We start from the raw sequence: 14,393 nt of genomic DNA on the forward strand, positions 1-14,393 counted from the left end.
AACTATGTGTGTTATTTTAAATTAATGCATTTTATTGGAGCAAACGTAATGAAAAATATACTTATTGTTGCAGCGCTAGCACTTCTTACAGCCTGTACACAAACCCCAGATTGGGATTACGATAAATCAGCTAACTTTAGTAATTTTAAAACATTTGCTTGGGTAGAAAACGCCAGCCTAACTAAAGACACAAATAACTATCAAATTAATGGCCTGATGGAAAAGCGTGTTCGCACTGCCGTTAACGCAGAGCTGAGCCAAACATTAGGTATGAGCTTAGTTGATGCAGCGCAAGCTGATGTACTTGTTAACTATCATGCATCGGTAGACAAAGAGCTTGAAGTAGACAACTTCAATATAAACTACCGCCCGCATTGGGGTTATTGGGGTACTGGTTTTCAACGCGATACAACTGCGCGTGAATACGAAGTGGGTACGTTAATTATTGATATTGTAGACCGTGAATCTAACCAGCTTGTATGGCGCGGCGCAAAAGAAGGCCGATTAAAGAAAAATCAATCGCCAGAACAACGTGAAGCATCAATTAATAAAACAGTTAGCGAAATATTAAGTAACTTCCCGCCGCAAAAGCAGCAGTAAGTTAAAATTAGCTATAAGTAAGTTTTAAAAGAGCTCACAGTACGTGAGCTTTTTTGTGGGTGTGTATTTTTGGAACTTTTAAAATAAAGTAATTACGAGCTACGCCCGTCACGTCAGCAAGCTGCACGTCTACAAAAAACACCGCGTCAAACTTTACCTGTAGGCGCTAAGCTTGCTTGCGCGAGAAGCGCAGCTTCTAATTACTTATCTGTCTCCAATCTAAATTACGAGCTACGCTCATCACGTCAGCAAGCTGCACGTCTACAAAAACACCGTGTTAAAGTTACGATTTATACTTATGCAGTAACTCAAGCGGTATATGACAGTAATCATCAGGGTGATTAGTTAAGCGGTCTTGATGCTCAGGATCGCTTGGCACGTAGTTAGTTAGCAGCTCTACCCCTACCACAATTTTATCGGCATCACTTCGCTGGCTTATATAATTGCTAGCGACCTTTAAATGATCTTGGCTTTTGCTATAAATGGCAGTGCGATATTTAGGGCCTACGTCATCCCCTTGTTTGTTAACGCTATACGGATCAATAATCTCAAAAAAGAAGCCAAACAGCTCGTTTAAGCTAACCTCTTTTGTACTAAATATTACTTTTACACACTCAGCATAACCGTCGTATTCGCCTTGTGTATTATCGTTTTTTCCATTAGCCCGCCCTGCTTCAGTACTTATTACACCAGGTAAGTGCTTTAAAAATTCTTGCACGCCCCACAGGCAGCCACCAGCAAAGTAAATAGTATCTTGTTGTTTTATATTCATAATAAATGTGACCAAGTTTGTTAGATGCATTAACTTTGCAAATGATTATCAAATGCAGTTTTTAATGAATTAATGTACAATCGCGCCAAAATCGCAGTTGTTTAATTGAATTATTTTATCACGCCTTAAAAGTGTGTTCTGAATTTAATTGTTACCGTAATTGCATATAAAAAAATGAGACACACAACATGAAATGGTCACCGCACTTTATACTCCCAGCACTGCTATGCAGCGCGAGCAGTTTTGCCTACGGCGAAGCTGTAACTGATAAAACTGAAACATTACCGGCAATCGAAAAAATAACGGTTGAGGCATCGCCCACTGCAAACACATTACCTGTAGGTACATTTGACTCTCCAGTATCTAATTTAGAGTATGACCCACGTGTTGATTTGCAATCACGTAATATGGCTGAAGCGCAAGCCGATGTAACTATACGTGGTGGTATTTTTGAAAATACCGGCTTTAGGGTTGGCAGTGCTACTTTACTTGACCCACAATCTGGCCATTACTTTGCTGAAATTCCTATTGCACCGCAAATGCTTACCGGCCCTTATATTTTAACAGGCGCAGACAATGCGCTTAATGGTGCTAATAGCTCTGTAGGCACTGTATCATTTGGCTGGAAACCAATTAGCACGGGCGGCAGTGTATCGGTAGGTACTGGCACAAACGATTTTAACTTACAAAGCTTACATGCAGGTGTAAGTATGCCCCTTGAAGGCGCAAAGGATTGGAAGCTTGGTTTTGAAGGCGAGATTTCTCACTCACAAAGCGATGGCACAATTGATAACGGCGATCACGACTTTACGCGTGCATCGGGTCGCGTTCAATTAGCTGGCGCTGATTCTCAAACAGATTTGTTTTTTGGCTCACAAGATAAGTTTTTTGGTTGGCCAAATTTGTACACTCCATTTGGCGTTAACGAAACAGAAGAGCTAGAAACCCGCTTATTAATGCTAAACCATAAGCAAAATTATGCGCAGGATAGTAACTTTGAAGTGTCGGCTTATTACCGCACACACAACGATCACTATATTTACTCTCGCGAAAACCCCAGTGCATTTGAAGCATTTCATAAAAGTGAAGTTAAGTCGTTAGGGCTATCAGGTCGCCATGCTCAAAGTGATGTATTTGCTGTAAATTACTCAGCGCAGTTTATTGACGATTCAATTGAATCGACCACGCTTGAAAACAATTTTACCTCGCGTAACTATTATAAAGTGAGTGTATTGCCAGAGTATAAAATGGCACTTGAGGGCAATAAACAACTTACATTTCGCTTAGGTGCTGCGTTTGACGATACAAATAGAGACGACTCTGAACTGTCACTTATTGGTGATATAACGCTTAATACACAAAACAGCAAAGGTTTTGAGCGCACGTTTTATTTATCGTACGCAGAGGCAAGCCAAGTAGCAGGCTATACCGCCATTGGCGGAAGTGATTCAGGCGGGTTATTTAGAAGTAATTACACCCTTGAGCGCGAAACGACTAAAAGCCTAGAGCTAGGTTTATTAGTTGATGAGCAAACTTGGCAACTTAATTCGGCTATTTTTTATCGTAAAGATGACAACTTAACCGATTGGACGTTTAATTTTGACTCAAGCTCTGCGCGATTTGCAAACCCTGTAGATATAAATACAACGGGCATTGAGTTCTTAGCAACTAAACACTTTGAAACAACCGAAATTGTAGCGAGTTACACCTACCTTCATAAATCAGAAAATTACGGTGCGGCAGATATTGATGCTAGTTTTTACGCATTAAACTTTCCTGATCACCGCCTAACACTCGGCGCAGTTTGGAATCCTACTGATATATTGCAGTTTAGAATAGATAACGAGTGGCGCAAACAGCACGAAAATGCGCTGCGCGGTAGTGACGACGATGCTTTATTTACCCATTTAACGTTAAAAATTACGCCGCCAATGCTAAAAAACTTATTTATTACTTTAGCAGCAGATAACTTATTGGGTGAATCGTTTGAAGAGATACCTGGTACACCAGGGCGAGGTGAGCAATATACGTTAAGCGCAACGTATCGTTGGTAGAATTGAGCTATCACATTCAAAGACCTGTTTATTTAAAACAGGTCTTTGAATAAATATTTAGCAAAGAATAAACGACATACTAAATGTTAAGAGCTTTGATTACTCAGCTTATATTGAACCAGAACGACATTGTCTTTTTCTTAGTTCATTATCAATTTGTAAAGGGCGACTAAGCTCATCTGTAAGAACCTGCGAAACAACCGTACCGGTTTCAACTTCTTGTATCCAGATTGATATTTTATCCCCTTCCCTTTTTCTATTTAGCATGTAGCTTTTATCAGAATCTAAATTAACGTTAAAATTAACAAAAGCTTCTTTTTGACTATTTAAAACATCAGGGTTTGAAACACTCGCCTTTACCCATAAATCATGCTCACCACTGATATACTGCTTTGGTTCAGCCCATTGTGTAGGTTTTTTGTTAAAGCACATCAAGTGGACATATTCTAGATCTACTCCCTGCTCTCTTTTAAAGTTTTCGAGTCTAAAGTGGCCTTCTTTAATATCGGTTTTAATGGGTAAGTTTGAACAACCTAATAAAGTCACACCTAATGTAAATGCTGTAAGTAAATTTTTCATTTTTCTTTCCTTTTAAAAATTAAGATTGAACGAAATCACCTATAAATGAGATTTATAAAAAGTATCTTACAATTTCCTATATTAGCAACAAAATTAAATATGTCTAATATTTCGCCATTAAATAAATTAACGACTGCTTTTAATAACCTTATGAAGATTTTTATTAATAATATATTGTAAATAGATGTGTATTAAAAACGAGGATTAAGTTAGCTCTTCAAGCTCTGTAATAAGCGCTAGAGCTTGTGCATTTGTTGACCCGCACACATCAAGCGTGGCGCTAAAATCACTACATACTTTAGGTCGGCTTGAATCACCAAATAACTTACATAAATTACGTTCATCTAGCTGAATACAGCGCTCTCCGGCCTTTTTACCGTTTGGCATTCCTGGTATTGGGGAGCTAATACTTGGCGCAATACAGCATGCACCGCAGCCTAATCTGCAAGTCATTGATTCTGTTTTCATAATATCCTCTGTATAAAAAACACTTACTTTTATTCCTTTTTAAGAACGTAATTAGCCACACGCTAAGTTGCAATACACATATGTAATGCTTTGTTACATCTTAAAACGCCTTGTAAACACTTTATTGCGTATTATTGCTCTGTCACCACCAATTATGAAGGAATGCCTTGTGGCTACTACAAAACAAATAATACTCCCAATTGCAGTTTTAGCAGGCGGTATTGCTTTAGCTTTCGCCTTTATGGCCATGAAAAAGCCACCAGAAGAAAAGCCTGAGCAAGACATTCGACCTTTAGTTGCGACCCAAAGCATACTCTTAGATTCTATAACGCTCGATGTTAAATCGTACGGCATAGTAAAACCAAAAGATCGTACCGAATTAATAGCACAAGTAAGTGGGCAAGTTATTTTGGTGTCAGATCAATTTGTTGAAGGCGCGTTTGTAAAGCAAGGCGATATTTTAGCACGAATTGATGCAAATGATTACGAGGCTGACTTTATCGAAGCGCAAGCAGGTTTAGCTCAAGCAAGCTCAGCACTTGAAATAGAACGCGCACAAGCGCATGTAGCGAAAGCAGAATGGGAACGTATTAAATCCGACTCTAGCGATGCTATTGCATCAGAGCTTTATTTACGTAAACCACAACTGGCCGAAAAGCTCGCGCGTTACCGCTCTGCTCAAGCAAGTGTTAAACGTGCAAGCCGCAACCTTGAACGTACTTATATTAAAGCCCCGTACGATGCCATTATTAACGAGCGCACAATTAGCTTAGGTTCAGTAGTAAACCCAGGTAATAGTTTTGGTGCATTGAGTGCAACCTCAGTTGCAGAGGTACGTTTACCCGTTGCCGACCAAGAACTGCAATATTTAAAAAATGGCGGCGTAGGCTCAAATGTTACATTTAACGCAGAATACGCGGGTAAGCAAACAATGTGGCAAGCCAAAGTAATTCGCACCGAAGGTGTGGTTGATCAAACAAGCCGCATGAGCTATTTGGTAGCACAACTGGCAACACCTTACGGCGATAAAACGCGCCCTCTTCGTTTTGGTTCGTACATTAATGCTACCATTGAAGGTCGCCCGCTTGATAACGCAATTATTGTTGCGCACCACTTAGTTAAAGATAATAAAATTGTAATTTTAAATGACGATTTAACATTATCGTTTAAAACTCTCAATATTATACGCGAACAAAACGGCATGATTATAGCCAGCCAAGGGCTAAAAAATGGCGAGCAAATTGTTACCTCAGCGCTTGAGTATCCAACTGAAGGTATGGCAGTAAAAGTTGAAGATATTGCGCCTGATAAAACTGATGTAACTCAACTTGCGCTGAAAGAGGAATAATCATGAACACTCGTGAAACAGGGTTAATAGCATGGTTTGCCCGAAATCCCGTTGCTGCCAACCTACTAATGATATTTATATTAGTGGGCGGTCTTTTAATGGCGATGACCATTCGCAAACAAATGTTCCCACAATTTGAAAGCAACTGGATAAGCGTACAAGCAGTTTATCCTGGGGCTGCCCCGCAAGAGGTTGAAGAAGGAATTACGATTAAAGTTGAAGAAAACCTTGAAGGTCTTGAAGGCATTAAACGCCTAATTACCTACTCTAATCGTGGTTTTTCTCAAGCGTGGATTGAAATAGAAGAGCAATACAATCCACAAGAAGTACTTGATGAAATTAAAGTACAAGTTGATTCAATAAATACCTTTCCTGCAGGAATGGAACGCCCTGTTGTTCGCCGTGATAAGTTTGAGCAAGAGGTAATGATACTCGCGCTTTATGGCGACATGAGTAACTACCAGTTAAAAGAGCTTGGCAACGATATAAAAGATGAGTTACAAGCGCTGCCTCACGTTAACCTGGTTAATTTTAACGGCGGTTTAGAGTACGAAATTGGTATAGAAGTCAGCCCAGATAAACTGCGCGAATATGGCTTAACATTTAGAGATATTGCAGGCGCTGTGCAAAGCTTTTCGGCAAATATGTCGGCGGGGCAAATACGCTCTGAAAACGGTTATATTTCGATGCGTGTAGAAAAACAAGCCTACCGTGGCTTTGAGTTTGAAAGGCTCCCACTTATTACCCTTGCTGATGGCGCACAAATTTACTTAGGCGATGTTGCAACTATTAATGATGGCTTTGAAGAAGGCTTACAGTATTCAAAATACAATGGTAAAAATTCACTCTCGTTTGAAGTTAACGCATCAAAAGATCAAGACATTACCGATGTAGCAAAAGTCCTTAAAAGCTACATGGCCACTAAAGAGCCACTTTTACCTGCAGGCGTTAAGCTCTCCCCTATTGTTGATTTAACCTACTACCTTGAAGGTCGACTCGATATGATGGTCGATAACATGATTTGGGGTGGCTTGTTAGTAATGATAGTGCTGGCACTATTTTTACCGCTACGCTTAGCATTTTGGGTAATGATGGGCTTACCGGTTTCGTTTTTAGGCGCCTTTTTGTTTATGCCTATTGGCTTTTTAGACGTAACTATTAACCTAGCCTCTCTTTTTGCCTTTATACTTGTACTCGGGATTGTTGTTGATGACGCCATAGTTGTGGGCGAGTCAGCCAGCGCCGAAATTGAAAAGTACGGCCACACTCTTGATAATGTTGTACGTGGTGTTAAACGTGTTGCGATGCCAGCAACCTTTGGTGTACTAACGACCATTGCGGCATTTTTACCACAAACAATGGCAACAGGCCCTGGCGCTGCTTTTTCTAAGGCAATTGGTGGCGTTATTATTTTATGTTTGATTTTTTCACTCATAGAATCAAAGCTTATTTTACCTGCGCACATTGCAGCAATGAACCCACGTAAACCAAATCCTAAAAATCTATTACACCGCTTACGTATGGTGATTGATAGTGGCTTAAAAGGCTTTGTGAACAACTACTACCTTCCTTTTGTTGGCCGCTGTATTCACTATCGCTATACCGTAATTGTTGGCTTTATGTGTTTGCTTATTGTAAGCGCAGGTATGTTTGCAGGTGGTTTAGTTAAATTTGTACCAAACCCTAAAATACCGCACGACTTTCCGCGTATTGATATAGAAATGAACCTTGCTTCGTCTGAGCAAGCAACGCTTGAAACCGCACGTAAAATAGAAGGCGTTTTGTTAAAGGTCGATCAACAATTACAAGAGCAATACGGTAAACCGATGATCCGCGATTTATCGGTAAGTCTGCGCGGCAGAACGCAAGCAAACATTATGGCCATTTTAGTAGAGCCTGATTTGCGTCCTATCGACACCTTTGCCCTAAGTGCATTATGGCGCGAACAAATGCCCGCTTTACCTGGCGTTAAGACCATGACCATTCAAGACAGTATAATGAATGGCGGTCGAGATGATGGCGACGTTAGCTTTAAACTTGAAGGCAAAAATGCTGACGAACTAAAAGAAGTGGCAGGTAAATTAAAAGCCAAATTACAAACAATCGAAGGTGTTGGCGACGTAAACGACTCAATGCAAAGCGCCACTGACGAAGTACAACTTGATTTAAAACCACTCGCTTACAGCATGGGTTTAACGCTTGCTGATGTCGCATCGCAAGTAAGCTTTAGTTACTACGGCTTAGAAGCGCAGCGAATATTGCGTGAAGGCGAAGAAATTAAAGTCATGATCCGCTACCCAGAAGACGAACGTAACTCAATAAGTGACATTGCAAGTGTGCGTATTATTACACCTACTGGCGCTGAAGTTCCGCTAAGTGAAGTAGCCGAAGTTAAACTAGTTGACGGTGTAAACCGTATTCGCCGCGAAAACTCTAAACGTACTGTAAACGTATGGGCTGCGGTAAATACCGACCAAGCCGAACCCTTTGCTATTGCAGAAGAAATTCGTGATGAATACTTACCTACACTACTTAAAAGCTACCCTGGGGTTACGAGTGATGTAGCTGGGCGCATTCAAGAAGAGATGGACAGCGCCTCAGAGCAGCTTCGTGATTTTGGTATATCAATGATGATTATATTTGCGTTATTAGCGATTCCACTTCGTTCTTACTCGCAGCCACTTATTATTATGTCGGTTATTCCGTTTGGTGTAGTTGGCGCTATGTTTGGGCATATGATTTTAGGTATGACCATGAGTAGCTTATCGATGTTTGGGATTATTGCTGTAGCGGGTGTGGTTGTAAATGACTCCCTCGTTATGGTTGATTTTGTAAACAAAGCACGCGCCGAAGGTGTCGCAACTAAAGACGCTGTAATGCAAGCCGGTGCACGTCGCTTTAGAGCGATACTACTGACTTCAATCACAACCTTTATTGGGGTAATGCCAATTATTTTTGAAACGAGTTTACAAGCTAAAATAGTTATCCCAATGGCCGTATCACTTGCCTTTGGTGTGTTATTTGCCACCGTAATTACACTGATACTTATACCGTGCCAGTACGTTGCGCTAGAAGATGCTAAGCGATTAGTACGTAAAATGCGTGGCAAGCCGCCACTTGTAGATGCCCAACCAGCGCCTACTAATAGCTAAATTAAGTAATATCCCAACCAAAAAAGCTCGGCATACTCTATGCCGAGCTTTTTATTTTTATCTTAAAAATGATATTCACCTATTTCCTTCTATTACTTATTTTTTAGCACATAGACTCCATCAAAAGTCCTAATAATTGAGAGAAATATTGCTCGTTTTTTATCCCTAATACGTTATGGTATTTAAATAATAAATAAACATAATAAAATTAAGGAACAGCCATGAATACCTCGCAATCAGATCACATCCCTCAAGAAGCCTTTGATTGGTATGACGAATACGCACACGGTTTAATGGACCGACGTACGTTTATGAAAAAACTCGGTGGTTTAGCTGCGCTTGGTTTTTCGATGGCTGTACTTACATCAGCGCTATTACCTAATTACGCGCTTGCTGAGCAAGTCTCGTTTAATGATGACGATATTACGGCAACGTACGAAGAATTCGATTCACCAGACGGATATGGTAAGGGCAAGGGATATTTAGCCGTACCTAAAAACGTAGAAGGTAAGCTCCCTGTTGTACTTGTGGTACACGAAAACCGTGGATTAAACCCTTACGTAAAAGATGTAGCAAGGCGCTTAGCTAAGGTAGGCTTTATTGCGTTTGCACCCGATGCGTTATTTCCACTAGGTGGCTATCCTGGTAACGACGATGAGGGTCGTGCTATGCAAAAAACAATGGATCGCGCTAAAATTCAAAACGATTTTGTAGCCGCTGCACACTTTTTAAAATCGCATGCTAACAGTAATGGGAAGCTAGGCGCTGTTGGTTTTTGTTTTGGTGGTTATATTGTAAATTACTTAGCCGCTGTAGATAGCAACTTACTCAGCGCCGGCGTGCCTTTTTACGGCACTCCTGCAAGTGAAAGTTTACGTAAAAATATTAAAGCGCCGTTAATGATTCAATTAGGCGAGCTGGATAAACGTGTAAACGCATCGTGGCCACAGTACGAGCAAGATTTAAAAGCCAATAACGTTGAATACACTATGCATATGTATAAAGGGGCAAATCATGGTTTTCATAACGACTCTACAGGTCGTTATGATAAAGACAATGCTGAGCTTGCATGGCAGCGTACTATTGAGTTTTTTGATAAAAAGTTAAGCTAAGTTAGCGAATAAAAAATAATGCCACCTGCTCAAAGTAGGTGGCATTATTAAAAAGTGCTTAGTTATTTTTGCTTTAAACTTTTTTGCTACGCATAACTAATAACGACAACAAAACGAGCAAATAAATACTCAAAGAGCCACCGCTGCTAGAGCCATCTTTATTTTCGACTTTTGCTATTTTCTCTTCTTTAACACGTGTTTTAAACCTTGCTAGCTCTGCATCTAAATTAGCGGTCATATCTGTAACAGCGAGATTAAAACCTTCTGCCGACTTTTCAAATAACGTTTCATCAATACCTATTGCGGTTGTTCTTTTTTCAAGCTTGCTTATACCAGGCGCTCTAAACAGCATTTTTCTACTTTTAATGTCAAAAACAGCTGTATCCACAAAGGTTTGAATTGTATTTTCATTCCCCGGAATAACGTACATACCCACTATCGTCCAATAAAGTAAGGCGGCATTATTTTCATACGATTGCGTAACTTGATCATAAGAAACCAGTGCCATTACATCTACATCGTAAAGCCTCCCGACTTGCTCGAGTGTTGCAAAACCTTCACCACCCTTTAAATAGGTGCTTGGTATAACTTCAATGCGGTCAATATAATCATATTGTAAAAATGACTTTTTTACTTTTTCGAGCAGTTCGACTTGGTTTTGGGTCTCTAACCCGTCTGGCTGCCAGTTTTTAGAAGGTACAAATGCAATTCCGACGGTAACAGGGAGTTTTAAAACAGGTATTTCAGGTTTATAGGTAGAGCGGCTTTGTTGATCAGGATATAAGAAGTCCATTAAGCTACTAGATTGTGTATTTTTACCTGTATTGTTACTCACAAACGAACTACAAGAAGCAAGTAAGACCGCCATCAAAATGATTATATATTTATTAAATTTCATATTTATTCCTTTTTATTTTTAATTTAATTCAGTTACATGTCAAAGCATATCTAAGGCCTAGGGAAGTAAATAATCTTTCCTTAATTAGCTCAGTACGCTTTTATCAATAATTCCTTTATTTACCAACTGCTGCAGAATAGCTTGGGATTTTGCTCTGCATGCATCACGTAGTAAACGTACGGCAGGCGTTATTGACTGCCTACTTGGGCAAATAAGCCATAATTCGCCATTAGTGTGTTGATAACCTGGCAAAGCAGTAACCACCCTATCATTGAGTAAATCATCGGCTATATCGAGTGCTGACTTTACTGCTAAGCCTTTACCCGCAACACACCATCGCCTCACTAGGTCACCATCGTTAGACGCGCGCCGACCATCCATTTTAACTTTATATTTTGTCTCGCCATCGGTGAATTCCCACGTGTTATTTATAATATCTTGCAGTTGATAAAATAAGCCTTGGTGATTAGCTAAGTCGTCTGGATGTTCAGGAGAGCCATTTTGTAATAAATATTCTTGAGTTGCACATAATAAGCGCGGTACGTTGCAAATTTTAAAACCGTAAACGCTAGCGTCACTTGGCGAGCCATAACGAAGTGCTATATCAACTGAATCACGATAAAAATCAATATTACTGTCACTTATATGCGCTCGGAGGCTTAACTTAGGATAATTATCCATCAGCTCATCAATCCATGGGATAACTAAATTTCGCCCCAAATCGGATGAAAGAGCAACACGTAATTCGCCTTCAATTTCGTCATGCTCACCTTTGAGGTTATGCTTTGCTTGCTCAAGTATTGCTAAAGCTTGTTCGCACTGAGGTATATAGCGCTCCCCAGCGGCTGATAACCTTAAATGACGTGTAGTACGTACAAACAGTTCACTGCCCAGTGCTAACTCAACACGCTTAATTACCGCGCTCGCAGTTGCTGTGCGCATATCTAATTTAGCAGCTGCAAGCGTAATACTTCTAAACTCAGCTACTTTTAGAATAAGTTTTAAATCTTCTATGTTCATATTATCTATATATATTTGATAATGTTTCAATGATTATGATGTTTATTAAATGCAAAGCAAGCGCTATTATCAAATCCGTAAAATATTCTTATTTAAAACTGATTGGTCACTATTGAATTATTTAAATTCAAACCAATTAATAACAACTCGCTCAATTTATTTATTTGGAAAAATAATGACTCACCCAATTATTAGTGATTTAGAAAAACGCTACACAACTAAACGTTACACAACTAAGCGTATTCCTCAAGATGACCTAGACGTAGTATATGAAGCTATGCGTCTTTCTCCTTCATCAATTAACTCGCAGCCTTGGAAGTTTGTTGTAATTGAATCTGATGAAGCAAAAGAACGTATGCATACTACCTTTGCTAATAAGTTTCAATTTAATCAGCCTCATATTAAAACAGCGTCGCACGTTATTTTATTTGCTTACAACCCTAAATATACACGTGACGATTACGCACAAGTAATTGATGCAGACATTAAAAACGGTCGTACTAAAGCAGAAAACCGCGAACAATCATTTGGTGCTTTCGCGTTTGTTGATATGAATACTGATGAGCAAGGCAATAACGCAACGTGGACTAAAGCGCAAACTTACATAGCGCTTGGTAACACAATGCATGCAGCAGCACGCTTAGGTATTGATTCAACTCCTATGGAAGGCGTTGATGCACAGCTTATTGGTGAAGTTTTTGAAAAAGAGCTAGATGGTTACATTTGTGATGTAGCATTAGTACTTGGCTACCATGATGACGCTGAGGATTATAATGCTAAATTACCTAAATCTCGCTTAGCAAAAGAGCAAGTTATTCAGGTTTTATAATTTTTCAAACCAAGCAGCTGGTGTATGTCAGCTGTTATTTTTCGCTTATACATTTATAAATACAAATCATATTCAGTCAAGGATCTAAGCATATTACTCTGTACTAATGTGCTGCAATAACTGTTAAGGCCACCTTAATATGGTAAGAAAAAGTATTAAACAAAAAATACAGCTATAAAACAATTGCATTACAGTGAAGGAAAACACATCGTCGGTTACAGTCACTATACCGTATCTAGATAGTGTCCAGCCATAACGAAAAGAATGCAATAAAGGCAACCCCACCATAAGTAAAAGTACCACGCTGTAAAATTGATTAATCGTGCTTAAAATCGACAGTTCAGCGAACAACATTAAGGGTAAACTGATACACAAACCAAATAAAAACACACCCGCTATTCTTTTATTAGAGCAGCTGGTCATTCGTAATATTTTTTTAGCCTCAGCCTCTTTTTCTATCGCATCATTATAGTGTTTTAATTCGTTTTCTCTTTTTAAAAATTCAGCCATTAATGCATTGAAATTCTCAGTGTATTTATCTTTATCTATATTAGCTTTTACATCGAACAATTCTTCAAGTGTATAGTTAGAATAATCTATTTTAATGGGGTAATTCCTTATAGAGTACTGTTTATAGCGGCTACAGAAAGTGCAATTCCTTCGCTAACCTTCTTAAATAACGTCAATAAAAACAAGTGACTATTACATTTCAAGTGCAAGTTAGACCCATAAAAAAACACGCAACAGATGCGTGCTTTATAATATATCTAAGGCTGACAAAATAGTAATTTAACCTACTTTAAGCTGCGCAGCTTGAATGTATTGCACGAGATCTTCAATAGAAACCACGGTCATATTATGCTTATTAGCATAATCACTCACTTCAGGTAAACGTGCCATTGAACCATCGGGGTTGGTAAGTTCGCAAATTACACCAAATGGTTTTAAGCCTGCAAGTTGCATTAAATCAACCGATGCTTCGGTATGACCACGGCGAACTAGCACACCGCCAGTTTGTGCTTTTAAACCAAATACATGGCCAGGGCGCGATAAATCACTTGGTTTTGCATTATCGGCTGTAGCAGCTTTAATAGTAGTCACTCTATCAACGGCAGATACGCCGGTTGTAACACCGTGCTTAGCTTCAATAGTGACAGTATAAGCGGTGTTATTTTGACTGGTGTTATTGGTTACCATTTGCGGTAGGTCGAGCTGTTTAATACGCTCCTCTCCCATGCATAGGCATACAATACCACTGCCTTCGCGGATCATTTCGGCCATTTGTGGGGCCGTTAAATGCTCAGCTGAAAAAACAAAGTCGCCTTCGTTTTCGCGGTTTTCGTCATCAACAACAAGTACGCCTTGCCCTTGCTGTAATGCAGCAATTGCGCTTTGTACACGGATATGGCTTTCGCCGAATTGAGTAAGTAGAGACTGAATCATCATTATATTCCAAATAAAAAATAATAGATTCAGGACACAGAAAGGCATGGCAAAGCCATACAAATAAAATCGTATGGATTAAACCAAAACAGCATTAAAAATGCTCACCAAAAAGCTA

Annotated in this window: 13 protein-coding genes; 6 read left to right on the forward strand and 7 right to left on the reverse strand. The window is 39.5% G+C overall.

The annotated features are described in order from the left end of the window. Window positions 1-48: 48 nt before the first annotated feature. Entirely contained in the window at window positions 49-600 is a 552-nt protein-coding gene (locus I6F48_RS03780) for a DUF4136 domain-containing protein (protein ID WP_008134542.1), read from the forward strand. A gap of 283 nt (window positions 601-883) precedes the next feature. Here I6F48_RS03780 and I6F48_RS03785 read toward each other — a convergent pair whose 3' ends face one another. Further along, a complete protein-coding gene (locus I6F48_RS03785; RefSeq protein WP_024607556.1) occupies window positions 884-1,372 on the reverse strand; it encodes a peptide-methionine (S)-S-oxide reductase in 489 nt (162 codons plus the stop codon). A 188-nt stretch (window positions 1,373-1,560) separates the two neighbouring features. On the opposite strand from I6F48_RS03785, the gene I6F48_RS03790 reads away from it, so the two are divergent. Next, window positions 1,561-3,426 carry a TonB-dependent receptor plug domain-containing protein gene (locus tag I6F48_RS03790; protein WP_197118856.1) on the forward strand — a complete coding sequence of 622 codons (1,866 nt, stop codon included), beginning with the start codon at window positions 1,561-1,563 and terminating at the stop codon, window positions 3,424-3,426. Between the two features lie 108 nt (window positions 3,427-3,534). Here the strand turns inward: I6F48_RS03790 and I6F48_RS03795 are convergent, their stop codons facing one another. Next, window positions 3,535-4,005, reverse strand: a complete 471-nt coding sequence (locus I6F48_RS03795; protein WP_165739874.1) for a hypothetical protein — start codon at window positions 4,003-4,005, stop codon at window positions 3,535-3,537. Between the two features lie 204 nt (window positions 4,006-4,209). Beyond that, window positions 4,210-4,473 carry a YkgJ family cysteine cluster protein gene (locus I6F48_RS03800; RefSeq protein WP_165741452.1) on the reverse strand — a complete coding sequence of 88 codons (264 nt, stop codon included), beginning with the start codon at window positions 4,471-4,473 and terminating at the stop codon, window positions 4,210-4,212. Between the two features lie 169 nt (window positions 4,474-4,642). Between I6F48_RS03800 and I6F48_RS03805 the strand changes: the two genes are divergently transcribed. The 3 genes from I6F48_RS03805 (at window position 4,643) to I6F48_RS03815 (ending at window position 10,085) form a co-directional block, all read left to right on the forward strand. Further along, the gene (locus tag I6F48_RS03805; RefSeq protein ID WP_197118857.1) at window positions 4,643-5,821 is read left to right on the forward strand and encodes an efflux RND transporter periplasmic adaptor subunit; all 1,179 of its coding nucleotides are present in this window, start codon (window positions 4,643-4,645) and stop codon (window positions 5,819-5,821) included. A 2-nt stretch (window positions 5,822-5,823) separates the two neighbouring features. Next, entirely contained in the window at window positions 5,824-8,973 is a 3,150-nt protein-coding gene (locus I6F48_RS03810) for an efflux RND transporter permease subunit (RefSeq protein WP_197118858.1), read from the forward strand. A 221-nt stretch (window positions 8,974-9,194) separates the two neighbouring features. After that, window positions 9,195-10,085, forward strand: coding sequence for a dienelactone hydrolase family protein (locus I6F48_RS03815; RefSeq protein WP_197118859.1), 891 nt, complete (start codon window positions 9,195-9,197; stop codon window positions 10,083-10,085). Between the two features lie 73 nt (window positions 10,086-10,158). On the opposite strand, the gene rhlP is transcribed toward I6F48_RS03815, so the two are convergent. Together rhlP and I6F48_RS03825 are read right to left on the reverse strand one after the other, a co-directional pair. Then, a complete protein-coding gene (rhlP, locus tag I6F48_RS03820; protein ID WP_197118860.1) occupies window positions 10,159-10,983 on the reverse strand; it encodes a rhombotarget lipoprotein in 825 nt (274 codons plus the stop codon). 84 nt (window positions 10,984-11,067) lie between these two features. Beyond that, window positions 11,068-12,003 (reverse strand): LysR family transcriptional regulator, encoded by a 936-nt coding sequence (locus I6F48_RS03825; protein WP_197118861.1) that lies wholly within the window; start codon window positions 12,001-12,003, stop codon window positions 11,068-11,070. 175 nt (window positions 12,004-12,178) lie between these two features. On the opposite strand from I6F48_RS03825, the gene I6F48_RS03830 reads away from it, so the two are divergent. Then, on the forward strand, window positions 12,179-12,832 hold the full coding sequence (locus I6F48_RS03830) for a nitroreductase family protein (protein ID WP_197118862.1): 654 nt from the start codon (window positions 12,179-12,181) through the stop codon (window positions 12,830-12,832). A 123-nt stretch (window positions 12,833-12,955) separates the two neighbouring features. On the opposite strand, the gene I6F48_RS03835 is transcribed toward I6F48_RS03830, so the two are convergent. Beyond that, window positions 12,956-13,342 (reverse strand): hypothetical protein, encoded by a 387-nt coding sequence (locus I6F48_RS03835; RefSeq protein ID WP_165728247.1) that lies wholly within the window; start codon window positions 13,340-13,342, stop codon window positions 12,956-12,958. A gap of 279 nt (window positions 13,343-13,621) precedes the next feature. Next, on the reverse strand, window positions 13,622-14,275 hold the full coding sequence (gene ribB, locus I6F48_RS03840; protein WP_165728274.1) for a 3,4-dihydroxy-2-butanone-4-phosphate synthase: 654 nt from the start codon (window positions 14,273-14,275) through the stop codon (window positions 13,622-13,624). Between the last annotated feature and the right edge of the window lie 118 nt (window positions 14,276-14,393).

Source organism: Pseudoalteromonas sp. SWYJ118, assembly GCF_015864505.1.
GTDB lineage: Bacteria > Pseudomonadota > Gammaproteobacteria > Enterobacterales > Alteromonadaceae > Pseudoalteromonas > Pseudoalteromonas arctica.